Annotated in this window: 23 protein-coding genes and 4 pseudogenes; 25 read left to right on the plus strand and 2 right to left on the minus strand. The window is 37.4% G+C overall.

The window, feature by feature from the left end; all coding sequences use genetic code 11:
• Positions 1 to 14 precede the first annotated feature (14 nt).
• The 13 genes and pseudogenes from ABL518_RS03420 to ABL518_RS03480 all read left to right on the plus strand — a co-directional run bounded on the left by ABL518_RS03420 (position 15) and on the right by ABL518_RS03480 (position 11,103).
• Positions 15 to 1,244, plus strand: coding sequence for a DNA modification methylase (locus ABL518_RS03420; protein WP_095742730.1), 1,230 nt, complete (start codon positions 15 to 17; stop codon positions 1,242 to 1,244).
• Between the two features lie 16 nt (positions 1,245 to 1,260).
• Positions 1,261 to 1,752, plus strand: coding sequence for a MarR family transcriptional regulator (locus ABL518_RS03425; protein WP_010962472.1), 492 nt, complete (start codon positions 1,261 to 1,263; stop codon positions 1,750 to 1,752).
• A 169-nt stretch (positions 1,753 to 1,921) separates the two neighbouring features.
• Positions 1,922 to 3,748, plus strand: coding sequence for a phage terminase large subunit family protein (locus ABL518_RS03430; protein ID WP_015588914.1), 1,827 nt, complete (start codon positions 1,922 to 1,924; stop codon positions 3,746 to 3,748).
• Positions 3,748 to 3,969 carry a gpW family head-tail joining protein gene (locus ABL518_RS03435; RefSeq protein ID WP_010082193.1) on the plus strand — a complete coding sequence of 74 codons (222 nt, stop codon included), beginning with the start codon at positions 3,748 to 3,750 and terminating at the stop codon, positions 3,967 to 3,969. The genes ABL518_RS03430 and ABL518_RS03435 overlap by 1 nt, the downstream gene beginning before the upstream one ends.
• Positions 3,970 to 4,014: 45 nt before the next feature.
• Positions 4,015 to 4,428 carry a hypothetical protein gene (locus tag ABL518_RS03440; RefSeq protein WP_010082194.1) on the plus strand — a complete coding sequence of 138 codons (414 nt, stop codon included), beginning with the start codon at positions 4,015 to 4,017 and terminating at the stop codon, positions 4,426 to 4,428.
• A 200-nt stretch (positions 4,429 to 4,628) separates the two neighbouring features.
• Complete coding sequence (locus ABL518_RS03445) at positions 4,629 to 4,850, plus strand: hypothetical protein (RefSeq protein WP_010082195.1); 222 nt, start codon at positions 4,629 to 4,631, stop codon at positions 4,848 to 4,850.
• Entirely contained in the window at positions 4,831 to 5,139 is a 309-nt protein-coding gene (locus ABL518_RS03450; RefSeq protein ID WP_010082196.1) for a type II toxin-antitoxin system RelE family toxin, read from the plus strand. The genes ABL518_RS03445 and ABL518_RS03450 overlap by 20 nt, the downstream gene beginning before the upstream one ends.
• 119 nt (positions 5,140 to 5,258) lie before the next feature.
• Positions 5,259 to 6,676 (plus strand): annotated as a pseudogene (locus ABL518_RS03455) (phage portal protein).
• Positions 6,677 to 6,741: 65 nt separating this feature from the next.
• The gene (locus tag ABL518_RS03460) at positions 6,742 to 7,836 is read left to right on the plus strand and encodes a S49 family peptidase (protein WP_095742729.1); all 1,095 of its coding nucleotides are present in this window, start codon (positions 6,742 to 6,744) and stop codon (positions 7,834 to 7,836) included.
• Between the two features lie 429 nt (positions 7,837 to 8,265).
• Positions 8,266 to 9,278 (plus strand): IS110-like element ISWpi14 family transposase gene (locus ABL518_RS03465; RefSeq protein ID WP_348994348.1). Its coding sequence is split into 2 segments (ribosomal slippage): positions 8,266 to 9,154 and positions 9,154 to 9,278, totalling 1,014 coding nucleotides; the frame shifts between segments, so codons are not numbered across the junction.
• 23 nt (positions 9,279 to 9,301) lie between these two features.
• The gene (locus ABL518_RS03470) at positions 9,302 to 9,673 is read left to right on the plus strand and encodes a head decoration protein (protein WP_070356777.1); all 372 of its coding nucleotides are present in this window, start codon (positions 9,302 to 9,304) and stop codon (positions 9,671 to 9,673) included.
• Between the two features lie 77 nt (positions 9,674 to 9,750).
• Positions 9,751 to 10,752 carry a major capsid protein gene (locus tag ABL518_RS03475; protein ID WP_010962476.1) on the plus strand — a complete coding sequence of 334 codons (1,002 nt, stop codon included), beginning with the start codon at positions 9,751 to 9,753 and terminating at the stop codon, positions 10,750 to 10,752.
• 90 nt (positions 10,753 to 10,842) lie between these two features.
• Positions 10,843 to 11,103 carry a hypothetical protein gene (locus tag ABL518_RS03480; protein ID WP_010082171.1) on the plus strand — a complete coding sequence of 87 codons (261 nt, stop codon included), beginning with the start codon at positions 10,843 to 10,845 and terminating at the stop codon, positions 11,101 to 11,103.
• A gap of 185 nt (positions 11,104 to 11,288) precedes the next feature.
• On the opposite strand, the gene ABL518_RS03485 is transcribed toward ABL518_RS03480, so the two are convergent.
• Positions 11,289 to 12,311 carry an IS110 family transposase gene (locus tag ABL518_RS03485; protein WP_070357039.1) on the minus strand — a complete coding sequence of 341 codons (1,023 nt, stop codon included), beginning with the start codon at positions 12,309 to 12,311 and terminating at the stop codon, positions 11,289 to 11,291.
• Between the two features lie 399 nt (positions 12,312 to 12,710).
• Between ABL518_RS03485 and ABL518_RS03490 the strand changes: the two genes are divergently transcribed.
• From ABL518_RS03490 to ABL518_RS03545, 12 genes and pseudogenes are all read left to right on the plus strand, one after another.
• Positions 12,711 to 13,208: a phage tail protein gene (locus ABL518_RS03490; protein ID WP_010962479.1), complete on the plus strand. Its 498-nt coding sequence runs from the start codon at positions 12,711 to 12,713 to the stop codon at positions 13,206 to 13,208.
• A gap of 6 nt (positions 13,209 to 13,214) precedes the next feature.
• Positions 13,215 to 13,688 (plus strand): hypothetical protein, encoded by a 474-nt coding sequence (locus ABL518_RS03495; RefSeq protein ID WP_095742727.1) that lies wholly within the window; start codon positions 13,215 to 13,217, stop codon positions 13,686 to 13,688.
• On the plus strand, positions 13,675 to 14,139 hold the full coding sequence (locus tag ABL518_RS03500) for a phage baseplate assembly protein V (RefSeq protein ID WP_095742726.1): 465 nt from the start codon (positions 13,675 to 13,677) through the stop codon (positions 14,137 to 14,139). The genes ABL518_RS03495 and ABL518_RS03500 overlap by 14 nt, the downstream gene beginning before the upstream one ends.
• Positions 14,140 to 14,141: 2 nt before the next feature.
• Entirely contained in the window at positions 14,142 to 14,396 is a 255-nt protein-coding gene (locus tag ABL518_RS03505) for a PAAR domain-containing protein (protein WP_010082109.1), read from the plus strand.
• Positions 14,393 to 14,728, plus strand: coding sequence for a GPW/gp25 family protein (locus ABL518_RS03510; RefSeq protein WP_015588922.1), 336 nt, complete (start codon positions 14,393 to 14,395; stop codon positions 14,726 to 14,728). Before ABL518_RS03505 ends, ABL518_RS03510 begins: the two co-directional genes overlap by 4 nt.
• A gap of 2 nt (positions 14,729 to 14,730) precedes the next feature.
• Positions 14,731 to 15,539 (plus strand): annotated as a pseudogene (locus ABL518_RS03515) (baseplate J/gp47 family protein).
• A pseudogene (locus ABL518_RS03520) lies at positions 15,539 to 16,698 on the plus strand (phage tail protein). The pseudogenes ABL518_RS03515 and ABL518_RS03520 overlap by 1 nt, the downstream one beginning before the upstream one ends.
• A 172-nt stretch (positions 16,699 to 16,870) precedes the next feature.
• Entirely contained in the window at positions 16,871 to 17,473 is a 603-nt protein-coding gene (locus ABL518_RS03525) for an ankyrin repeat domain-containing protein (RefSeq protein WP_010962484.1), read from the plus strand.
• Between the two features lie 261 nt (positions 17,474 to 17,734).
• The gene (locus ABL518_RS03530; RefSeq protein WP_095742864.1) at positions 17,735 to 18,325 is read left to right on the plus strand and encodes an ankyrin repeat domain-containing protein; all 591 of its coding nucleotides are present in this window, start codon (positions 17,735 to 17,737) and stop codon (positions 18,323 to 18,325) included.
• A gap of 32 nt (positions 18,326 to 18,357) precedes the next feature.
• Complete coding sequence (locus ABL518_RS03535; protein ID WP_015588926.1) at positions 18,358 to 18,786, plus strand: DUF2924 domain-containing protein; 429 nt, start codon at positions 18,358 to 18,360, stop codon at positions 18,784 to 18,786.
• 2 nt (positions 18,787 to 18,788) lie between these two features.
• Positions 18,789 to 20,291: pseudogene (locus tag ABL518_RS03540) on the plus strand (recombinase family protein).
• Between the two features lie 69 nt (positions 20,292 to 20,360).
• Positions 20,361 to 21,692, plus strand: a complete 1,332-nt coding sequence (locus ABL518_RS03545; RefSeq protein WP_348994349.1) for a hypothetical protein — start codon at positions 20,361 to 20,363, stop codon at positions 21,690 to 21,692.
• A gap of 160 nt (positions 21,693 to 21,852) precedes the next feature.
• Here the strand turns inward: ABL518_RS03545 and ABL518_RS03550 are convergent, their stop codons facing one another.
• Positions 21,853 to 22,527 carry an ankyrin repeat domain-containing protein gene (locus ABL518_RS03550; protein ID WP_245683383.1) on the minus strand — a complete coding sequence of 225 codons (675 nt, stop codon included), beginning with the start codon at positions 22,525 to 22,527 and terminating at the stop codon, positions 21,853 to 21,855.
• Positions 22,528 to 22,539: the final 12 nt, after the last annotated feature.

A 22,539-nucleotide genomic window follows, 5' to 3' on the forward strand; every position in this document is an offset into this window, starting at 1 on the left:
TTTAATACACTAATATGAACTTAGCAACACACTACTATCCTATTGAAAATCTTGTCGAATATGATCGCAACCCTCGCAAGAATGACGATGTAGTAAACAGAATGTGCGCCTCTATTCGGGAATTTGGGTTTCGTATTCCAATAGTTGCAAAAAGCGATGGCACTGTGGTTGATGGTCATTTACGCCTCAAAGCAGCAAGAAAACTGGGTATGGAAAGTATTCCAGTAGTCCTCAGTGATAACTTAAGTGAAGCCCAAACCAAAGCTTTTCGGTTACTAGCAAATCAATCAGCTAACTGGGCAAAGTGGGACGATGATCTTTTGAAGTTGGAAATTCAAGAGTTAGAAGATTTGCAGTTTGACCTAAAAATGACTGGATTTGAGCTGGAAAAGGTTCAACGTTTTCTTGATGATTTAGATGGAGAAAACAGTGAAAAAGAAGATTTTTCCGACTTAGCCGGTGATAGCAAAAAGGTAAAAATAACAAAACCAGGGGATCTATGGATTTTAGGTGGTCATCGAATCTACTGTGGTGATAGTTGTCTGGTTGAATCATTTAAAGCGGTATTAGACGATAAAATGGCAGATATTACCGTGTGTGACCCTCCGTATAACGTAGCATATGGTGACAGTCAGGAAAGAGAAGACAAAAAAATACTAAACGATGATCAAGGTGAAAAATACGAACTTTTTCTGTATGACATTTGTTCTCACGTTTTAGCGTACACCAAAGGTGCAATTTACATCTGTGCATCATCATCCGAGCTGGCAACGCTGCAAAAGGTATTTGAAGAAGCAGGTGGTCGTTGGTCGACATTTATAATTTGGGCAAAGAATCATTTTACGCTAGGAAGATCTGATTATCAAAGACAATACGAAACAATACTCTACGGTTGGAAAAATGGCAATAAGCGTGAGTGGCATGGAGGACGTAATCAAAGTGATCTCTGGTTTTACGATAAGCCAACGTACAACTCACTGCACCCAACGATGAAACCAGTGGAGTTAATGGAGAGAGCGATAGTAAACAGCAGTAGACCAGGGGACATAGTTCTTGATCCATTTAGCGGGTCTGGGAGTACGTTGATTGCATGTGAGAGGACAGGAAGAATCTGTAGAACGATAGAGCTAGATCCTACGTTTGTAGATGTGACCATAAAACGTTGGCAAGTATACACGGGAAGAGAAGCGATACTTTCCAATACTGGCAAAACCTTTGCCCAAATTCAAGAAGAAAAACGGTAAAAGAAGGGAGAAAAAAGTGGAAGGAGGAAAAATCACGCAGACGGAATGGGCAAGAGAACTAGGAGTTTCAAAGCAATACGTCTGTTACTTAGTAAAGAAAGGAATAGTTGAGCTGGAGGATGGTTTGATTGACCGAGAACAAGCAAATGAAGCGGTGGCAGCAATACGAGATCCAAGTCAACCACTGAGGAGAAAAAATCCAGAAGGTGAAGAAGTGGGAAATAATAAACTTTCCATGATGTTGCTAAAAACGCGGATAAAAAATGAGATGGAGCGGGGAAGACTGCTCGAGGCAAAAGCAAAAGCTGAGATTGGTGAACTTATCTCAGTAGAAGAAGTAAAGACTGAAGCATTTAATGTTGCAAGAGTTGTCCGTAATAATTTGCTTAACATTCCAGATAGGGTTTCAGCGTTACTAGCATCGATAAATGACACAGAGAAGATCCATGAGACACTGACTGAGGAAATCAGAACAGCTTTAGAAGAGCTGACACAAAGTGTATTTTAATGACTACATATAAATTACTGAAAAAGCGTCTTATCGCCTTGGTGAGCCTAATTCACATATTAGTTGCAATAATGATTTTAAGTAAAGCGTCAGCAGATACTTATTGTAGAGGGAAAATACCTTTTTCTCTTAGCTGTGTAAAAGTATAAAAATTGCAGCAGATGGCATTATGATATATAGCAGTAGCTTTTATACAGGGTTAAAGCCAGATCCACTGCTCAAAGTATCAGAGTGGGCAGATAGAAATCGTCAACTTTCAACGATAGCATCATCAGAGCCGGGGAAATGGAGAACAGAGAGAACGCCGTACCTTAAGGAAATAATGGATTCACTATCTTCGTCTTCACCGGCCGAAAAAGTGGTATTCATGAAAGGAGCGCAGATAGGCGGAACAGAAGCTGGGAATAACTGGATAGGATATATAATCGACCAAACACCAGGCCCTATGCTGGTAGTACAGCCAACAGTAGAAATGGGCAAGCGTTGGTCAAAGGGAAGATTTGCGCCGCTCATTGAAGATACGCCATGTTTAAGGAGTAAAATAAAAGACCCAAGGTCGAGAGATTCAGGCAACACTGTACAAAGTAAGGAATTTCCCGGAGGAACGGTAGTAGTAACAGGTGCCAACAGTCCAGTGGGTTTACGTTCAATGCCGGTAAGATATCTTTTTTTAGATGAAGTAGATGCATATCCAGGAGATTCAGGAGGAGAAGGAGATCCAGTTTTACTCAGCATAGCCCGAACTAATACATTTACGCGGAGAAAAATATTCTTAGTTTCAACACCAACGGTTCACGGAATAAGCAGAATAGAGAAGGAATTTGAGAGTTCAGACAAACGATACTTTTTTGTACCTTGTCCACATTGTGATCACTATCAGGTGCTGAAATGGCCACAGATAAAGTGGAAAGATAAAGATCCCTCAACAGCCCATTATGTGTGTATAGAATGCAGCGGCAAAATAGAAAACCATCAAAAAACAGAGATGCTAGCTAGAGGTGAATGGAGAGCAACTAGGGAGGAGGGAAAAAAAGAGGCAAAAATAGGGTTTCATTTATCGAGCTTGTATAGCCCAGTTGGTTGGTATAGTTGGAAACAAGCAGTGGAAGATTATCTGCATGCAAAGGAAAATGAACAATTACTAAAAGTTTGGATAAATACAACACTCGGAGAAACCTGGGTAGATAAGGGAGAAGTACCAGACTGGAAGCAACTATTTGAGCGTCGAGAAAATTTTCCGATAGGCATGGTGCCAAAAGGTGGAAAAATAGTGTTAACGGCAGGGGTTGATGTACAAAAAGACCGCTTAGAAGCAGAAGTAGTAGCATGGGGTATGGGTCGTGAGAGTTGGTCAATAGACTATCAGGTATTAGAAGGTGATACTGGAAGTGGAGAAGTATGGGGGAAACTGTCAGAGCTCTTGAATCATCATTTTATCGGTGAAAATGGGCTTGAATACATGATAAGTATGATGGCGGTAGATGCTGGGTATGCAACACAGGAGGTATACAATTGGGTAAGAAGTCATCAAGGATCGGGAAGAGTAATGGCAGTGAAAGGGGTAAACAAAGCCCTAGTGCCGCTTAACAGCCCAAGTAGAGTAGATGTAACAGTTGGCGGACAAAAGCTAAAAAGAGGAATAAAGCTCTGGCCAGTTGGAGTATCGATATTAAAGTCAGAATTGTTTCAGTTGCTGAATGTTTTAACAGAAGGGGCGCCGGGATATTGTCATTTTCCCGAATATCCACCTGAATATTTTAAGCAGCTAACCGCAGAGCAACTAATTACCAAAGTAGTAAAAGGATATACCAAACAAGAGTGGCAAAAGATAAGAGACCGAAATGAAGTATTAGATTGCAGAGTTTACGCAAGAGCAGCGTCTATTGCCCTGGGGATTGATCGTTGGCCAGAGAGTAAGTGGGAGAGTTTAGTAGGTGAAAAAGCTAAAAAGTCAAAAAAAGTGAGAAGAAGTCAATGGTTGAGTGAGAAAAGTTGATGTACAACCAAGAATATTTAACTCAAGTAAAAGAAGCGATAAAGAAGCTACAGAGCGGGGAAAGAGTAGTATCGATTGCATATGGCGATCACGTGGTTAGGTACGGAGAAGTGCAGATAAATGACCTCTTGAGCTTAAGACAACGCATTAAAGCTGAGCTGAAAGTTGCAGGTGTGAAGAGAAAGATTGTTATTTCAACGAATAAAGGAATTGACAAGTGAAAATGTAATACTGTACGTTAGATAATTTATAAATATAGGGGTAACATGATAGGAAATGTAGAAAGATTGCAAAGAGAACTACTTGAAGAAATGGGGTCTATTTCTTTGGGGAGTAGTAATACAAGGGCATTAGAGATTGTCAATCAATTAGGAGAAGATCACATTAATGATACTATTATGACTCTTGATGGCAGGCAGTTTACAGCTTTAGATTGTGCAATTATGTTTGACAGTCAAGGTAATAATCCAAGAATAAATGAAAGGCCGAGAATAAATAACAATGCATTTAGAGAATTAGAAGGTGCTATTAGGAGTGCTGGAGGAAGAACATCAGAAGAATTGGGTAGAAGACAAGATATTCCTTATGATCGAGAAAGCTTTAATGAGCAAGTGAGTACGTTTTTAACAGACGTTACTATAGAGCATGTTATGGCAGGGAGACTACATCTAATGGTTTAAATTGAATGCGGAAAAAATTATCCTAACGGAAAAAAGCTGAGGAAATTGGTTAACCAATTGTTAAGTATTTAAAGGAGATCCGGGACGTAAAGAGGAGAGTTGTGATTTCGACGAACAAAGGGATTGTATAAAGAAATACTTATTGAAAAATTAAAAGAGATACTGTATAATTAGTGTAACATCTAGGTTTGGTTAAACATATGGTAAACTCAAGAGTTAATGTAACCTTCAATCCAAAAACTTCACAGCATCTTATTGAACTAGCTAAAGCAACTAAGCAGTCTGTTCAAAAATTAACAGAAAAGCTAATCAAAGAAGCAATTGAGCTTGAAGCAGAAGACATTGCGTTTTCCAAAATTGTTAGGGAGCTTGATGCTGACGATTCAGAAGAAGTAGAGGATAGTGAAGACATCTGGAAATAAGCGGTACACTATAAAATACCTTAAGCATGTTCTTAAAAGGAATTTGCCCTCCTTACCAGAAGCTATAAAGCCAAAAATTAAAGATGCAATAAGAGAGTATCTTGCAACTGATCCCATTGGTAATGGTGTATTGCTACGTAATAGATTAAAAGGACACAGAAGAATAAGAGTTGATGATTATCGTGTCGTCTATCGTGTAAATACTGCAGAACGTAAAGTAACTATTGTTTCAATAGGACACAGGGACAACATTTACAAGCAGGCAATATTAGATCTACTAAAACATTAAGAAAAGACATTTGTGCAGGAATCTCTTGCATAAATAGAAAATGTCAACAGCTTGTTTTCTCCAGCAGCTTGACGTAATTTTAAATAGCGCAACAATTTATTGCCCAATTAATAGTCTAAATGTTACTCAAATCATTCAAACAATTATTCCGCAAACCAAAAATCAAGAGCTCAGCCTAGGATGCGTCAGGCTCAGGAAGAAGATTATTGCACTTTCAACCAGAAGTAGGAAGTATAAATAGCTTACTTTCCCAGAGCCTTGAACACCTGCGTAGTCGGTCACGTGACATGGTAAGAAAGAACTCCTATGCGGCAAACATAATCGATACGATAGTGAGTAATTGCGTTGGAACGGGAATAAAACCGCAATCAAAAGCCAAGGATGGAGAATTTCGGAAAAAAGTGCAAGAATTATGGCTGAGATGGACAGATGAAGCAGACAGTAGTGGAGTAAGTGATTTTATGGGTTACAAGCTTTGGTTTGTAGGAGCATGATAGAAGGAGGAGAATGTTTTGTAAGACTTCGAACAAGAAAACGAGAAGATGGTCTTTGTGTGCCGTTGCAATTACAAGTACTTGAGTCAGAGCATTTAGACAATAAGAGCAATCAAACCCTTGCCAATGGTAATGTAATTAGAAACGGGATTGAATTTAACCGACTTGGGCAAAGAGAAGCGTATTACCTTTTTCGAGAACATCCGGGTGAAGGCTCGTTTGGAGAATCAGTTAGAGTGCCAGCAAACGATGTTTTACATATCTATAGACCACTAAGACCTGGGCAGATTCGAGGAGTACCATGGTTGTCCAGTGTACTGTTAAAGCTCTATGAACTTGATCAATACGATGATGCGGAATTAGTCAGAAAAAAGACTGCAGCAATGTTTGCGGGATTTATTACCAGACTTGATCCTGAAGCAAACATCATGGGAGAAGGAGAGAGTAATGAACATGGAGTAGCGCTGTCTGGCTTAGAACCTGGGACTATGCAATTACTTGATCCCGGAGAAGATATTAAGTTCTCGGAACCATCAGACGTTGGGGGAAGTTATGAAGCATTCATGAAACAGCAGCTTAGGGCAATAGCAGTAGGCACAGGGATAACTTACGAGCAGCTAACAGGAGATCTAAGTGGTGTCAATTATTCATCAATAAGAGCTGGGTTAATAGAGTTTCGTAGGAAGTGCGCGATGTTACAGCATAACGTGGTAGTATTTCAGCTTTGCCGGCCAGTATGGAATAGGTGGCTAGAATTAGCACTACTCTCTGGAGAACTGGACATAGGTGAAAATTGGGCAAAAGAAACAGCAAAAGAGGTAAAATGGATACCGCAAGGGTGTGCTTACGTAGATCCACTAAAAGACCAGCAAGCACAGCAAATGGCAGTAAGAAATGGATTTAAGAGTCGATCGGAAGTGGTTTCAGAACTAGGTTATGATGTAGAAGAAATAGACCAAGAAATTGCTGAGGATCAAAGACGTGCGAGTGAACTGGGCTTAAGTTTTGATTCTGATGTGAATTCTAATGCTGAAATGATATAAAATTCTATTTCTATGACAAATGGGTTTTTATTGCCCCAGACACAAATAAAAAATTTTAAAAACATATGACGACACAAATAAATTGGATGAATAAGCCGATGATGATAGAGCAAAGGAGTTTTGAATTATTGTCATTACATGCTGGAAAACACCCTACGTTTAAAAACATAAAACACACTGCAGAAAACAACGTAGAAAAAATAGCAATAATACCAGTACATGGAATTTTGACCAAGAAACCAGGAGCTTTTGATGACATGTTGGGAATGACATCATATGAGAAGATACGTGAAGAGATAGAAAAAGCTTTAATAGATGAAGAAGTAGAAACAATAATTTTGGACATAGACAGCCCTGGAGGGGAAGTAAACGGTTTATTCGACCTTTCTGATTTTATTTACGAAGCAAGGGGATTAAAAAAGATCGTAGCAATAGCAAATGATGATGCGTATTCTGCGGCGTATGCAATAGCGTCAAGTGCTGAAAAAGTATTGGTAACGAGGACTTCAGGAGTTGGAAGCATAGGAGTAATAGCAAGTCATATAGATCAAAGTGGGTTTGATGAAAAACAGGGGATAAAATATACCACAGTATTTGCAGGAAAGAGAAAAAACGATTTAAATCCGCATGAGCCGATAACATCAGAAAGTGTGGAAAGCTTACAAGATGAAGTAGACCGCCTATATGAGATGTTTGTCGAGCTTGTAGCAAGAAATAGGAATCTTTCCACGGAAAAAATCAAATCAACGGAAGCAGGGCTATATTTTGGTGAGAAAGCAATAGAGATTGGACTTGCTGATGAAGTGATAACATATTCTGAATTTATAGATAGGAGAAACAATATGAGTAAAGCTGAATTTAACTATAAGGGCCACACCATCGATGCTGATGAGTTAATGGAAGAATCAAAACGAATAGGTTATGAGAGGTGCCGCAAGGAAGTATTAGAGGTAATAAGATTGTGTAATTTGTCAAAGATGCCAGAGAAGATAGGAGAATTTATTGAGCAGGATGTAAACGCAAAACAAGCCCAAGAGATATTAATGTCGATACTGGCGGAGAGAACGAAGAAGACAGAGATACTGAGCACAATACCACAAAGTTCATCAGAAGATTTAATGATGCAGGTAGCAAGAACTCGAGCGCAATCTGGCATTTGAGAAATTTAGGTACCAGCAATTACAAATGCCGCGGTAAACAAGTCCGCCAGAATAGCCAATTATAAAGTTTTCACCGCGACGTATAGCAACTTTAAACACCGCGGTAAACAAATCTTGTAACCGCCGTATATAACACTAACAAAAGCGGCGGTAAAACAATTAAGGAGATGGTATGAATAGTTATTGCTTGGTTGGAAGCATGAGAAGATAATACCTTCTCAGAGTGGATAGGTGGCAGATTGAAAATGTTTGTGAGGCCCTTTCTGCTTTTTGCAGTATAGGAAAAAGACCTCGTGAAGGAGATTAATCGCCCCTGCCACCGAAAACCATCGTGCGGCCTATAAAATTTAGTGACCGCGTATAGGAGAATGGACCAACCGGTAATATTCTACTCTGATATGTTGGAGTATTCAATAAGGGAGAAGATTTATGCGTTACATAGGTGTTGATTTACATACTAATAGTTTCACTGCTTGCTACTTAGAACAGGAAAAACCAGAGTATATTAAAACGTTTCGCTTACAGGATTTAGGTAATTTTATCAAAAATCTTCAAGAAACAGATGAAGTAGCCTTAGAGGCAACGGGAAATAGCTGTTTCTTTTATGATGAAGTGTCACCTTACGTTAAGCGCGTTGTTGTGGTTGCTCCCTTGCAATTTGAAGTTATTCGTCGTTCTGTGAACAAAACAGATAAACATGATGCAAGAGCTATTGCTTTTTTTCTCAGCAAAGATATGTTGCCTGAAGCAAAATGCAAGAGCAAACAATGCCAACAGTTAGCTTCTCTTCTTAAAACAAGAGATCAGTTAGTAAAATCACGGGTATCTTTAATCAATAAAATACATGGACTTTTCAATTACCACGGAATAAAGATTAAAAAGGAAGTACTGACAATCAAAGCGGGATTTGAATGCTCTCTTGGTAAACATGATTGGAGTCACTTGGAAAAGGTTGAGATTGAAGTGATTAGCAGTAATCTGGAAGTCATTCGAGAAAGTCTCAAAAAACTTGAAAAGGAAATTATAGCTTTTGCTCAGCAGCTTCCTGGATTTAATAATCTCATCAGCATTAAAGGTATTGGTGCGATTTCTGCAGCAGTTTTTGTTGCAACAATTGGTGATATTAATGATTTTAGTAATCCTGAAAAACTTACAGCTTATTTTGGAGTTGTACCGCGAGTTTCTCAATCCAATCAACAATGCACAATTGGAAGAATTACTAAACGTGGATCAAAAATTGGGCGTACTTCTTTAGTACAGTGTACTTGGATTGCTATACGTTATAGTCCTTATCTGAAAAGTTTTTACGAGCGTGTGAAAAAAAGCGTGGTTCTGCTAAGGCTATTATTGCTACTGCTAGGAAGTTTCTCACAATTATTTTCTATACTCTTAAAAACAACTGGATTTTCAAAGATTTTACAAAATATGAAATTTCTTATTGACAACAATCATAGGAGAAACATTTATGAGTTGTATAACCGAACAAAATAACCTTGGTGACCTATTAAAGTATGAGGCATCAAATCTATACTCAAGAGACCAAATAACAGTAGCAAAGGGGCAAAACCTAAGCTTGGGTACTGTAGTTGGCTGTAATATTGAAGATAATGTAATTAAGATTATCAATCCAACTGCAACAGATGGTACGCAAACAGCTATAGGAGTGATAGCAAGTGATGTAAACGTGAAAGAAAATACCAAAGCAGTAATCATTACACGTATAGCAATGCTAGCAGATCATGCAGTTGTGTGGCCAGCAAATATAACAGAAGAGCAGAAAGCTGCAGCAATAAAGCAACTTGAAGCACGAGGCATCATTATCCGCAAAGGGGTTTAGAAGCCCAGCAAACATCTTAATCATTCGCAAAGGGCTTAAAAGCCAACAAACATCTACAGCATTAAAGGGGAAAAAACATGCAAAATCCATTTACAAATTCAGCATTTAGTATGACGGAATTAACTAAAGCAATAAACATATTGCCGATAAATTATGGTCGAACAGAAAGCTTAAATTTATTTCCAAGTAGATCGGTAAGATTCCGACATATTACGATAGAAGAGCAAAACGGTGTTTTGAGCCTATTACCAACGCAAGTTCCCGGAGCACCAGCAACAGTGGGAAAACGTGGAAAACGAAAAATAAGAACGTTTACGATACCACATATTCCCCATGATGACGTAGTGTTACCTGAGGAAGTGCAAGGGATAAGGGCATTTGGGTCAGAGAATGAACTGAAAGCGTTGGCTAACGTGGTAACAGATCATCTGGAATTGATGAGGAACAAGCACGCGATAACGTTAGAACATTTGCGAATGGGGGCGTTGAAAGGGATTATTCTGGACGCTGATGGCAGTGAATTGTTAAATCTTTACAACGAATTTGAAATTACGCCAAAAGTAGTAAATTTTGCACTGGGAATAGCAACAACAGATGTAAAGCGTAAGTGTATGGAAGTACTCCGGCATATAGAAGATAATCTAAGTGGTGAATATATGACAGGAGTACATGCTTTGGTAAGCCCTGAATTTTTTGATGCATTAACTTCGCATAGTAAAGTAAAAGAAGCATATGAAAGATGGCAAGAAGGAGCAGCGCTTCGGAATGATATGAGATCAGGATTTACGTTTTGTGGAATAACATTTGAGGAATACAGAGGACAAGCAACTGATCCTGAAGGAACCGTGAGAAGATTTATTGAGAAAGATACAGGTCACTGTTTTCCACTTGGTACAGCAAGCACATTTACTACTTACTTTGCGCCAGCGGACTTTAATGAAACGGTAAATACACTAGGACAACCGCTCTATGCAAAACAAGAGCCAAGAAGATTTGATAGAGGGACTGACCTTCATACCCAATCAAACCCTCTACCAATGTGCCATCGCCCAGGTATACTTGTAAAACTTGCTGCATAACAGGTGAGGTAAAGCTAAGTGCAGATTGTTTTTAATACCCCGAACAGGAAGCATTATATCAACTAAAGAATAAAAAGCAACTAAAAAATTATGTTTAGAGATATTAAAAGATTATTTGCAGATTGTTTTGCACATCTAGGGCAGCAAGCGTTGTATGAATCAAAGGATAAGTCATATATGGTGCAAATATTAAAACAACAGCCAGATAAATTATACGAGATTGGTGAAGGACAATTTGTAGGGGAGATATTGATTTTGGAGGTGAGTATATTCGATGTATTGCAGCCAGTAGTAGATACCGTCTTGCAAGTCAACAAAAAAATTACAAAAATTGTTCAAGCTGTATCATAAAATTAAAAAATACTTCCAATTCACATTTTGTGTAACGGTACACAGATTATAGTTAGTGAATATGTTGATAAGTAAATTTCCGCTTTTTTGTACGTATAAAATTAATTTACTTATCAACATATTCACTAACCAGTTACAAAATTTGTGTAAGATACTATTTTACATAATTGGAGCGTTTTTTGATTTTAAAGCACTAAACTTTCAGCCAAACTCCTAGCTCTGTAGTTTTTGATATGATCTGGATCAAAAGCCTTCTTTGACCTTAAAACACCAAAAACAATATGGAGTAACTTACGCATTGCAGCTCCCACAATGGCCATGTTATGCTTGCCTTTCTCTTTTAACCTTTTGCAAAAAGTCATAATAGTAGGATTATGATTCTTAGCTACTATGGCAGGAAAGTACATTGCCTTACATAATGTTCGTGAACCGGATTTACTTAATCTGGGCTTGGCATGTACAGACGTACCTGACGTTATATTTCGTGGTATAGCTCCAGCATATGCTGCCAATTGCCTGGCATCCTTGAAAGCTTTTATGTTAGGAACTTCAGCCAAAATAGCTACTGCTGATTCTTCTCCTATTCCTGGAATGGTCAATAGAAGTTGAAAATTTTCCAACAATTCTTTGTGTTTATTTAATAGTTCACGTAAGGAGTTTTTTATTCTTTCTATTTTTTGTTTTATGTTCATTGCAAGGTCTTCCCAAGCATTTGCAACTTCTTTAGGCAGTCTCTCTTTTTTTTCTAAGTGGTTATTTACTAATGTCAATTCATCTTTTAACGCAGCCGAGCAACGATAAAGATGCTTTAATTTCTTTAACTCAGGAGAAGGTGGTGCCCAACGAATAGGTTCCTGTCTTTGGCAATAATCGGCAATTATCTCTGCATCAGTCTGATCATTCTTTTGTCGTATAAGCTTACTTTTTGCATAAAATCTTATACAAGCTGGATTAACAACACTCACAAAATGTCCAGTATTGTGTAGAAATTCAGCTAAGGCTTCACTATAACAACCAGTAGCTTCCATGCAGGCTTTTACTTGTTCTACATTATGCTTTTGTAGAAAGCTCAGTAAACCTTGAAACCCATGATCATTATTCTTGAAACTCCTTTTCCTGGTTTCACGTTTTCCTTTGTTGCTTATGAATGAAAGAGAAACATCAAAGCGATCTTTTGATATGTCTATACCCAAAAAGTTGTTGATCATATATAACTCCATACGTTACTATTAAAATGAAAAGTAAGGCTAACCTTGTGGATACAGAATTATAACCATTTAGGTCTTTCTACGATACCGTTCAGCCTATACTTTTGAGAAGGGAACTCTTGTCTACCACACAGATTTTATATCTAAGGAGATATTCAAAGTTCTTCCCTTCTCCACCTAATGCTTAAGCTTAAAACATCAGATGCTTTTGACAAGATACAAGGAGATATTCAAAGTTCTTCCCTTCTCCACCTAATGCTTAAGCTTAAAACATCAGATGCTTTTGACAAGATACAAGGAGATATCTTTATTATTGATAAGCGTAAGTACAAAGTATATTCACCACCACTTAGGGACAATTCGGGAATGCTATGGAAAATTCAAGCGTCAGGGGTGTAGATGCGTATTAACATCGAAGTCACCGGTAGTATTATACAAAGTATAGATGCTGAAAGGAAAAAAGTGGAAAAAGCAACGGTGAGGGCACTAAACAAAACAGCACTATGGGTAAGGTCACAAACTGTCAAACAAGTTAGCGAAGAAAAACAAATACCAAAAAAAGCAATGAGAAAAAAGTTAAGTGTGGATAAAGCAAATAGAAAGCGCTTATGGTCAGTAGTAAAGCTCAGTTCGCAGTGGATAGGAGTAGCAAAACTTGGGAGTATAAAACAGACAAAGATAGGAGCAAAAGTAGGAAGCCGTACGTATGAAGGAGCATTTATAGCAACAATGAAAAATGGTCATATAGGAATCTTCAGACGAAGGTATACCACGTCTTTGCCAATAGATGAAATTAAAATAAATACCCATGCTCGGGAAACAATGAAAGAGTTAGTCTCTAATGAAGTAGAGAGAGTATTTGAGAAGTATTTTGACCATGAACTTAATTTTATTTAAGAGCGTATGTTTTGGAGAGATCTACATCAGAAGATTTGTAAAACGCTAAAAGAAGAAATCCCAGCAATACAAACGTGCGAAATGTATCCAGCAATACGTAGGGAAATAATAGCGCCAGCAGCATTTGTAGAGCTTGCAAGTTTAGAACCAGGGAAAGATCCGGGGACTGAGGAATTAGCGTTGGGGGCAAGATTTGAGGTAAGAGTGGTAGTTGATGGAACAGTTGAGGATTCTCAGGTAGTGGTAAGGTCACTGGCAGCGGAAATTGCAAGGGTAGTGAATAAGAATACTTGGGACGTGGAAAATGTTTCAGCAGGTGAATTTATATCAGCAGGAGGGGATGATTTTAAACCAGAGTTGGATGCATATTTGGTGTGGTTGGTCGAATGGGTTCACGAGCTACATACAGGTCAATCAATGTGGTTAGAAACTGGTATCATACCACATACAATAAGTGTTGGCGAAAATGTTAGAGCATAATTTTGCAATTTCAGAGCTGAATAGGAAGTTAGCGAACATTATTCGTATAGGTCTAGTTAAAGAAGTAGATTATGAAAAAGCAAGAGTGCGGGTAAAAATAGGGGAATTTTTAACGGATTGGCTTCCGTGGGTAACGGCAAGAGCAGGAGAAGATAGAAGTTGGTTTGCGCCGAATATTGATGAGCAAGTAATAGTATTATCGCCATATGGAGAGTTGTCATTAGGGGTAGTATTACCAGCAATATATCAGGAGAAATATCCCCCTCCGGAGAATAAAAAGGAAATGAATAGTGTAAAATTTCAAGATGGGACAAAGTTATCATATGAGCAAGAAAAGCACCATCTTAAGATAGATGTAGTGGATAAAATAACGTTGAAAGTAGGAGAATCAAGTATGAAGATTACCAAGAGAGGCATAAAACTCAAAGCAAAGAGAATCGACCTTAATTAAGTATGGCTAAAGCTGTGGTTTGTATAGGGGATTATTGCAGTGGAATACCAGCACATGTTTGTATGAGTGGAAGCAGCGATGTTTTTGTAAACGGTAGATCTGTGTGTCGAAAAGGAGATATCTTAACTCTAGGGGAGAAACTAACTCAGGGATCAAATAGCGTATTTGTTAATGATATTGGCATAACAAGAACAGGTGACTTGGTATCGTGTGGTTTTCATGTGATGGGTGATAGCAAAAATGTATTTGCAGAATGAGAGGCATGAATGCTAGCACGGGAAAGGAATTGGAAGGATTAAACCATCTAAAGCAATCGATAGTTGACATACTGACCACGCCGATAGGATCACGTGTTATGCGAAGGGATTATGGGTCAAGACTACTTGAATTAGTAGATAAGCCAATTAATAGGGATTTAACTTTGGAAATCTATGCAGCAGTAGCAGAAGCTCTACAAAAGTTGGAGCAAAGATTTAAGTTAGAAAAAGTAAAAATTACAGAAGTCAAAGAAGGAAAGGTCAATATTTCATTAGATGGTATTTATCTACCAAATGGGAAAAATATTCATTTTGATGGGATTATGGTATAGAGATGGAGCAGCCAAATATTATCGAACCACTGAACTTTGAAGAGATTTTTTCCCGGATGAAAGAAGAATTAGTAAGTCGTGATGAAAGTTTTACGGCATTAGTAGAAAGTGACCCAGCAATAAAGATTTTAGAGGTAGCAGCATGGCGAGAACTTTTGCTGAGAGAAAGAATAAACGAAGCGGCAAGGAGCAACTTACTGAAGTTTGCAAGAGGGGAAGAACTTGATAATTTAGCTGAGTTTTATGGAGCAGAGAGGCAAGATGGAGAAGAAGATGAACGATTTAGAAAAAGAATCAAGGCAAAAATAAAAGGCTGGTCAACTGGAGGAAGTAAAGAACATTATCGATATCATGCACTCTCAGCAGATAGAAGAGTAAAGGATGCGCTGGTTGAATCAAAAGTGCCAGGGAGTGTAGAGATCTCGATTTTATCCACGGAGTTATCCACAAATGGCATAGCATCTGAAGAACTACTTGATATTGTAAGAAAGCGAGTCACCAGGGATGATATAAGGGTATTGACAGATACGATAACAGTAGTTGGTTGCAATATTATTGAAATAGATATCCACAGCAAAATTAGCATTAAAAGACCGGATATTATTGAAACGGTGAAGAAGAAATTTATCGAAAAATTTGAAGCAACGAAAAGATTGGGATGGAAGGTGACAAAATCATGGATCATAGCAAATCTATTTGTAGAAGGGGTAGAAAACGTGGAATTAATAGAGCCAAGAAAAGATGTGTGGTACTGGGGAATGAGTGCGTTTGTTTAGGCAAGCTAGAAATCGAATTAATGGGCAAAAGCTAATGTTACTTCCACCTAATAGCACAAAAGAAGAAAGAGCCATAGTAGAGGCTATCGATTACAAAGTTGATCCAAGCAGGATAAAAGGATTTAAGTTTAATTCTAAAGATGAAATACTACCGTGGATAATAGAAGAATATGGATTGGGGGAAATTCTGCGTTGGGTAAAAGACAAAGGAAAGGCGATAAGAGAAGGAATAAAATTTCAAAGACTGCGTGGCACACCTGCCTCACTGAAAATAGCATTAAAGTGGGCAAATATAGAAGATATTACGATCATTGAAGAGCCACCCGGTAAACACTTTTTGAGTTGCAGGTAGGGATAAGAGATGTTCCGAACGACTTCTTCGTGGATGCAGTAGTAGAACTAGCAAAACTATCATTGCCAGCAAGATCGAGGCTAATGAGGCTTTTCAATGACCACTATAATATTGGAAGATTTATTTTAGATGAAAGCTTTTTTGGCAGCTTATTATCAGACTACTCTGGTACAAAGATCGAAAAAGATGGACCAGTGTTATCATTTGGGAGAGTAAATTTTTTCAGGTCTAGTGGTCCAGTTGTTAGGATTATAGAGAACTATCTACGCAATCATTATGAACAAGCTTTGAGCAATGATATATATCGCCTAGATGTAGCAATACTTGGAGAAACCGAGCCTCATACTAAGAACTATAACGGTATTTATGAAAGGAATCATGTGTGGTATAACTTCAAAGCGCTATATCCGCTACCACAGAGCTTATTACCGGCAATTAAGTTTGCTGAGGCACAAATAGTATTATCAGATAGCTGGAACTTAGGGGAAATAAACGCATGTTTTCCGGTTACTAGTATAGAAGAGGAAGGGGATAAATTTTTATTGGGAAGTAGCAAACTATCTGAACAACTGTGGAATTTAAAATATAAACCAGTTTTAGAAAGGTTTAGCGTTACTCACCACTACAAGGTAGAAGATTTTACCAACCAGAAAGTTATAAGATTTGGTTTAGCAGAACACAATGTTCATTTTGAAAGCGATTTAGATTCAGAGCAAAAGGATTCAATACATGAGTTAGAAAGGTACATTTTAGTGTTTTACCCAGGTGTACTAACATGGCACGAACATCGACATTTGAACAGAAGTTGGGAAGAAAAACAGGTCGTATGTTTAATGAGTTAAATACATATACTTATATCTTCATACACTACATTAATATTCGGTAAAATGTGTGTTTTTTGAAAAAAAGAAGTTGCTTTTCCATGCCAAAACAGCTATAAATTAGGTAGGTGTAGGTAAACAAAAAAGATTTACCAAACGCTAGAAGTTAGGAAGTTTTATAGTGAGGTACATCATGTGGATTAGTCAAGAAGAAAGGGATGATTTTAATGAATTATTTCAAGAGTTGCTTGCAGGCAAATTGTCTAAAAAGCATATAAATAGAAAAAATGAAAACGGTGAAACAATGTTGCACCGAGCAGCAAAAATGTCGACGAGAAAAAAAGTAAACTGGCTGATATGGGAAGGAGCAGATGTAGATGCAAGAGATAACGAAGGTTATACACCACTGCACTCAGCAGCGCTTGGAATGCGTCTGGAAAACGTAAAAGAATTAATAGAAGCCAGAGCAGATATAAACGCAACCGAAGAAGATGGAAATACGGCACTACATCTAGCGTGTATGGTAGGTGGAAAAAAGATAGTAGAAGAGTTAATAAAAGCAGGGGCAGAAATAAACCTGGTAAGTATATCAGGATTTAGCCCAATGTATTACGCAAGTGATGAAGAGACAAGGGAGGTATTAAAGAAAAAAGGAGGAAAAATAGTGAACAAACAGAGGGAGTTAATGGAAAAAATAAGTAAGGTATCGGAAAAGCAGGTGGTAAATGGTGGAAAGAAGCTAAATGATGTGGAGGAAAGGGCTGTAGATGTTTGCAGACTTTTTGTGAGGAAATAAGAGGCTAAATATATGGAAAAAATAGAAGAGAAAAGCTGGCAACAGCAGGAGAGGAATTGCTATTATTTAACAGATTAAATATATAGATTTATATCTTAATATAATATGCTGAAAAAATGTGTATATTTTGTAAAAAAAACTTGCTTTTTATGCCAAAACAGCACTAAGTGAAAAAGTAGCTGGTAAACAAACAAAGTTTGCTAAGCGCTAAAGTGAGCCAAATTGGAGCCACTTTATATTGCATTAATAGCTGAGGAACTTATGGTAAAATTTAGTAAGAAAGAAAGAGAAGAATTTAATAAGTCGTGGAAAGAAGTATTAGATAACTCAATAGAAAATATTAACAAAAAAGACACAAAAGGAAGGACGATACTACATTACGCGGTGGGAATGCCAGATCCGAAAAAAGTGAAATTATTAATCAAAAAGGGAGCAGATGTAGATGCAGCAGATGCCGGGAAATATAGACCACTACACCTAGCAGTGATGGGGCAACGTCTAGAAAATACAAAAGAGCTGATAAAGGCAGGAGTCGATGTAAACGCAGTGGAACGAAGTAGCAAATTTGCCGCGTTACACCTTGCGTGCATGGTAGCAGAGATAAAAATAGTAGAAGAGCTAGTAAAAGCGGGAGGGAATGTGGAACAAAAAGATAAATTTGGCAAGACCCCAATGGATTATGTGAGAAATAATAAAGAGATAAAAGAAGTGTTAGAGAACGTAAAAATGGCAAATAAACAGAGGGAATTTATAGAAAGAATAAGAGTTATATCGGAAAGTACAGCAGCAGGTGTGATAGTAGCAAAAGAAGAGGTGAAAGAGCTAGAAACTATGGATGAAAAAGTGCTATGAGCCGCAACTTTTTTTTAAATTCAGAAGCTAGGATGGAAGGAATAGAAAAGAAAGTATTGAATTTAGAGAAAAAAGCGTTGGAAGAGCTGAGAAAAATATGGAGGAAGGTCTTTGTGGAAGAAGCGCCTAGAAACTCAAAGAAATATTTGATACCAAGATTGGCGTATAGGTTGCAGGAGAAAGCGTATGGAGAAATATCAAGAAAAGGAGCAAAAAGACTAAAATACCTGGCAGATCGGCTAGAACAGGGAAAAAGGATAAGTAGCGATAAACTGCCAGCAGTAGGAACGGAGTTGATATTAGAAAGAGGTGAAGAAACGCATGCAGTGATGGTAACAGATAAGGGTTTAATCTACAGAGAAGAATTTTTTACGTCATTATCAGCGGTAGCCGGAAAAATAATGGGAATGAGCTACAACGGTCCTTTATTATTTGGGATGCGTGATAAAAAGGTAAGTTGAGAATGCTAAAAGAGGTAAGGTGTGCGATATATACGAGAAAATCAAATGAAGACGGGCTAGAGCAGAAGTTTAATAGTCTTGATGCACAGCGAGTAGCATGTAAAAAATATATAAAAAGCCGAGAAGGGTGGGTAGCATTAGCCAAAAGGTATGATGATGGAGGCTATTCAGGAAGTAATTTAAATAGACCAGCGATAAAGGAATTATTTGAAGATGTAAAAGCCGGAGAGGTAGACTGCGTGGTAGTATACACGTTGGACAGGTTATCAAGGGAAACGAAGGATTGCATAGAAGTAACGTCATTTTTTAGAAGGCACCGGATAAGTTTTGTAGCAGTGACGCAAATATTTGATAACAACACACCAATGGGAAAATTTGTACAAACAGTGTTATCAGGAGCGGCACAGCTAGAAAGAGAAATGATAGTAGAGAGAGTAAAAAATAAAATAGCAACATCGAAAGAGGAAGGATTATGGATGGGAGGGAATGTGCCACTAGGGTATGATGTAAAAGAGAAGGAATTAATAATAAATGAAAAAGAAGCAAAAGTAATAAAGCATATATTTGAGAGATATATGGAGCTGAGATCAATGGCAGAATTGGCAAGAGAGTTAAACAGAGAAGGATATCGAACGAAAGCAAAATCAGATATCTTTAAAAAGGCCACAGTGAGGAGAATAATAACAAATCCGATATATATGGGAAAAATACGGCATTATGAGAAGCAGTATAAAGGAAAGCATGAGGCAATAATAGAAGAAGAAAAATGGCAAAAGGCACAGGAATTAATAAAGAATCAGCCATATCGAGGCAAAAAATATGAAGAGGCGCTACTAAAGGGGATGATAAGATGCAGATGCTGCAAAGTAAACATGACGCTGACATACTCAAAAAAAGAAAATAAAAGGTATCGATATTATATATGCAATAACCATTTAAGAGGAAAAGGTTGCAAGTCGATGAACCGAACAGTAGTAGCCGGAGAAGTGGAAAAAGAAGTAATGAAGAGAGCGGAATGCTTATATGAGAATTGGGAAAAAGGGGCAAAAAAAGAAAAATGGGAAAATTTAAGTTTTGGAAAACAGAAAGAAGCAGTGAAGAAATTAATAAAAACAGTGTGGGTAAGAGAAGATGGAATAGAGGTGTGTTCTGAGTCAGAGGAAAAATTTATACCAATGAATTTAAAGAAGAAAGGAAACAAATGCACAGTAGTGGAACCAGAAGGAAAAACAAACAATGCGCTACTGAAAGCAGTGGTAAGAGCCCATCTTTGGAAACGTCAACTAGAGGAAGGAAAATATAGAAGTGTGAAAGAGCTGAGCATTAAAATTAATATAGGTACAAGACGTATATAACAAATTTTAAGATTAAATTATTTAGCACCAAAGATCAAAGAAGACATAGTAAATGGGAGACAACCGAGTAATTTGCGGTTAGTTGATTTAAGGGAAATACCGATGCTATGGAGTGAGCAAATGGAAAAATTTTACAAATTAGCGTCTTAAAAATCACACAATTAATACGTTATTAACGCAACTAACTTATAAAACAAACATTATACGAAGGGAAATACTATGCCAGTAAAGAAAAAAGAGCGTACTGATAAATTATGTGGATTAACAGAAAAAGAGAAAGGTAAGTTTGATACTCTGAAGCAAGAAATAGAAAATCTAGGGAAAAAAAAGTCCTTTATGTTCTGGAGAAGGACGAAAAATGAGAATAGCATTGCTGAAAAATTTAATGATGATACATTACAGAAAATTTTAACAACAAAAATACCTTATAGTGAAGAAGGGAGGAAAGGAGTATTTACGCTACCGTGTTATGCTATATCTCTTAAGAATAATCAAGCTTTTGAGACGTTTTTACAAGAAGCAGCAAAACGAAAATTTTTAAAAGATCTTCTGAATGACGAATTAACCGGAGAAATTCTGGGTGTTCAAAAAACAACCTACACGGTACTAGCATACTGTATTTCAGAGAAAAATAGCAAAGCTGTTAGGGCAGTTTTAGAAGTTTCTAAAGAAAACGGTATTTTGAAAGAAATCCTCGACCAGAAAATGATAAAAGAAAAAGCAAATAGCCAGAAGATAAGCTATACACTAATTGATTATGCTAATAAACAAAATTGTAAAGAAATTGTAGCAACTCTCAAGGAATTTAAAGAAAGTCTTAATATAGAAGTTAAACCTGTAAGTGGTAATGCTGAAACTAGCTGTGAAGATATCAATAAAGACTGTGAAGATCTTGAAATACATGAACCTATGCTTGCAAGCAGTGAAGAAGCTAAAAATATTTTAACAAAAGATGATATAGATCAGACACAAAGTTCCAGTATTTCTACAACCACTTTTACTGAAGTTGTGAAAAGAGATCAAACGCAATCGTGCTCTCATAGCAAATCTAGAAGTGCTGAGAACGGAAAATCATTAACAGAAATAAAGCATAAAAGAAAATTAATCAAAACTGATACAGAATCAAGAGAGAAGTTGACAGATAATTTAACATGGGAAAGTAAAGCTACAGCTCAATTGCGTGGAGATATTAATAAAGATAGCGAGCTAATATTTGAAACCAGTGAGAAAGCTCAAAATGCTTTAACAGAAGAAGAGCCTGATATCCCATCTCCAACTGAACTATATTTTGATAGTAAAGGAAATTCTGTAGACGAAAAATCATCAAAAAAGGCAATTCAACCAATTGTAGCTGGTGTTGTTGGTGCAGTGTTATTGGCAAGCGGTGTTGCATTGTATATCATGAAAATGCCTGTAATAGCAGCGGTTGTGGGAATAGCTGGATTGGTGTGTCTGAGCTTTGCGTTGTATAATGTGCTAAAGCCCAGCACAAAGCTAGAAAAAGTGGAAAGTGTGGAGCAGCCTATTCAGTCTTCTTTGAATCTAGCATAAAAGGCTATGCTCAAAAAATCATAAACAACAAGATAACTTCTTTAGAAGATTTCTTAAACTATTAACTAAGAATTACCTCCGTTAGTCCTGCTGCTATTTTTAACAATAACTTGACGTGTATAACCTATAGAAACATCCTCCCTTTTTTGCTTATATCAATTCATACAGTCCTTTTTCTTGGTATAGAGAGTTGAGATACCGATACATCTGTCACTTTTGTATTTATACTGCTTAACATATTTACAACTTCCGTACTTCCTCCTTCTCTAGCGAGATCTAAAGGCGTTTCACGTCCATTGTTTTTAGTATGAATGCTAGCTCCTTTGTCAATTAAAAACTTTACAGTTTCCAAATTACCATTAAAGGCAGCATAGTGTAGGAGTGTCCAACCCTCTTTATCAATATCATTAACCTTTCCTCCTCCTTTATTTAGAAGAAGTTCCATAATGCCTTTATATCCATCATCTTTACCATAATGAATTAAATCTATAGGCTTTTGACCATAAGCGTTTTCAGCACGAACATTAGCCCCATCAGCAACCAAAAGTTTTGCTATTTCCAACTCACCACCAAAGGCAGCATAGTGTAGAGGTGTCCAACCGCTGTTATTGGTATCGTTAACGCTTATCCCTTCATTTAAGAAAAACTCTACGATATTTTTGTTCCCTTTCTTAACAGCAATGTGTATAGCTTTTTTACTACTAATTTCTCTAGCATGAATATCAGCCCCATTTCTAATAAGCTCTTTAACCTTATCAAGGTTATTTTGTTCTACAGCATAAAATAGCTTGCTATTTAAATCTTTCTCTGCTGCAGTAAGTTTAGATGTGTGCATAAACCCTCCTAA

This window comes from Wolbachia endosymbiont of Drosophila willistoni (assembly GCF_040084705.1).
Taxonomy (GTDB): Bacteria; Pseudomonadota; Alphaproteobacteria; order Rickettsiales; family Anaplasmataceae; genus Wolbachia; species Wolbachia pipientis.

Excerpts from the sequence above, each read along its gene's own strand:
- ABL518_RS03420 (WP_095742730.1), top strand. The coding sequence starts at position 15 with ATGAACTTAGCAACACACTACTATCCTATTGAAAATCTTGTCGAATAT.
- ABL518_RS03430 (WP_015588914.1), top strand. The coding sequence starts at position 1,922 with ATGATATATAGCAGTAGCTTTTATACAGGGTTAAAGCCAGATCCACTG.
- ABL518_RS03435 (WP_010082193.1), top strand. The coding sequence starts at position 3,748 with ATGTACAACCAAGAATATTTAACTCAAGTAAAAGAAGCGATAAAGAAG.
- ABL518_RS03440 (WP_010082194.1), top strand. The coding sequence starts at position 4,015 with ATGATAGGAAATGTAGAAAGATTGCAAAGAGAACTACTTGAAGAAATG.
- ABL518_RS03445 (WP_010082195.1), top strand. The coding sequence starts at position 4,629 with ATGGTAAACTCAAGAGTTAATGTAACCTTCAATCCAAAAACTTCACAG.
- ABL518_RS03460 (WP_095742729.1), top strand. The coding sequence starts at position 6,742 with ATGACGACACAAATAAATTGGATGAATAAGCCGATGATGATAGAGCAA.
- ABL518_RS03470 (WP_070356777.1), top strand. The coding sequence starts at position 9,302 with ATGAGTTGTATAACCGAACAAAATAACCTTGGTGACCTATTAAAGTAT.
- ABL518_RS03475 (WP_010962476.1), top strand. The coding sequence starts at position 9,751 with ATGCAAAATCCATTTACAAATTCAGCATTTAGTATGACGGAATTAACT.
- ABL518_RS03480 (WP_010082171.1), top strand. The coding sequence starts at position 10,843 with ATGTTTAGAGATATTAAAAGATTATTTGCAGATTGTTTTGCACATCTA.
- ABL518_RS03485 (WP_070357039.1), bottom strand. The coding sequence starts at position 12,311 with ATGATCAACAACTTTTTGGGTATAGACATATCAAAAGATCGCTTTGAT.
- ABL518_RS03490 (WP_010962479.1), top strand. The coding sequence starts at position 12,711 with ATGCGTATTAACATCGAAGTCACCGGTAGTATTATACAAAGTATAGAT.
- ABL518_RS03495 (WP_095742727.1), top strand. The coding sequence starts at position 13,215 with ATGTTTTGGAGAGATCTACATCAGAAGATTTGTAAAACGCTAAAAGAA.
- ABL518_RS03500 (WP_095742726.1), top strand. The coding sequence starts at position 13,675 with ATGTTAGAGCATAATTTTGCAATTTCAGAGCTGAATAGGAAGTTAGCG.
- ABL518_RS03505 (WP_010082109.1), top strand. The coding sequence starts at position 14,142 with ATGGCTAAAGCTGTGGTTTGTATAGGGGATTATTGCAGTGGAATACCA.
- ABL518_RS03510 (WP_015588922.1), top strand. The coding sequence starts at position 14,393 with ATGAGAGGCATGAATGCTAGCACGGGAAAGGAATTGGAAGGATTAAAC.
- ABL518_RS03525 (WP_010962484.1), top strand. The coding sequence starts at position 16,871 with ATGTGGATTAGTCAAGAAGAAAGGGATGATTTTAATGAATTATTTCAA.
- ABL518_RS03530 (WP_095742864.1), top strand. The coding sequence starts at position 17,735 with ATGGTAAAATTTAGTAAGAAAGAAAGAGAAGAATTTAATAAGTCGTGG.
- ABL518_RS03535 (WP_015588926.1), top strand. The coding sequence starts at position 18,358 with ATGGAAGGAATAGAAAAGAAAGTATTGAATTTAGAGAAAAAAGCGTTG.
- ABL518_RS03545 (WP_348994349.1), top strand. The coding sequence starts at position 20,361 with ATGCCAGTAAAGAAAAAAGAGCGTACTGATAAATTATGTGGATTAACA.
- ABL518_RS03550 (WP_245683383.1), bottom strand. The coding sequence starts at position 22,527 with ATGCACACATCTAAACTTACTGCAGCAGAGAAAGATTTAAATAGCAAG.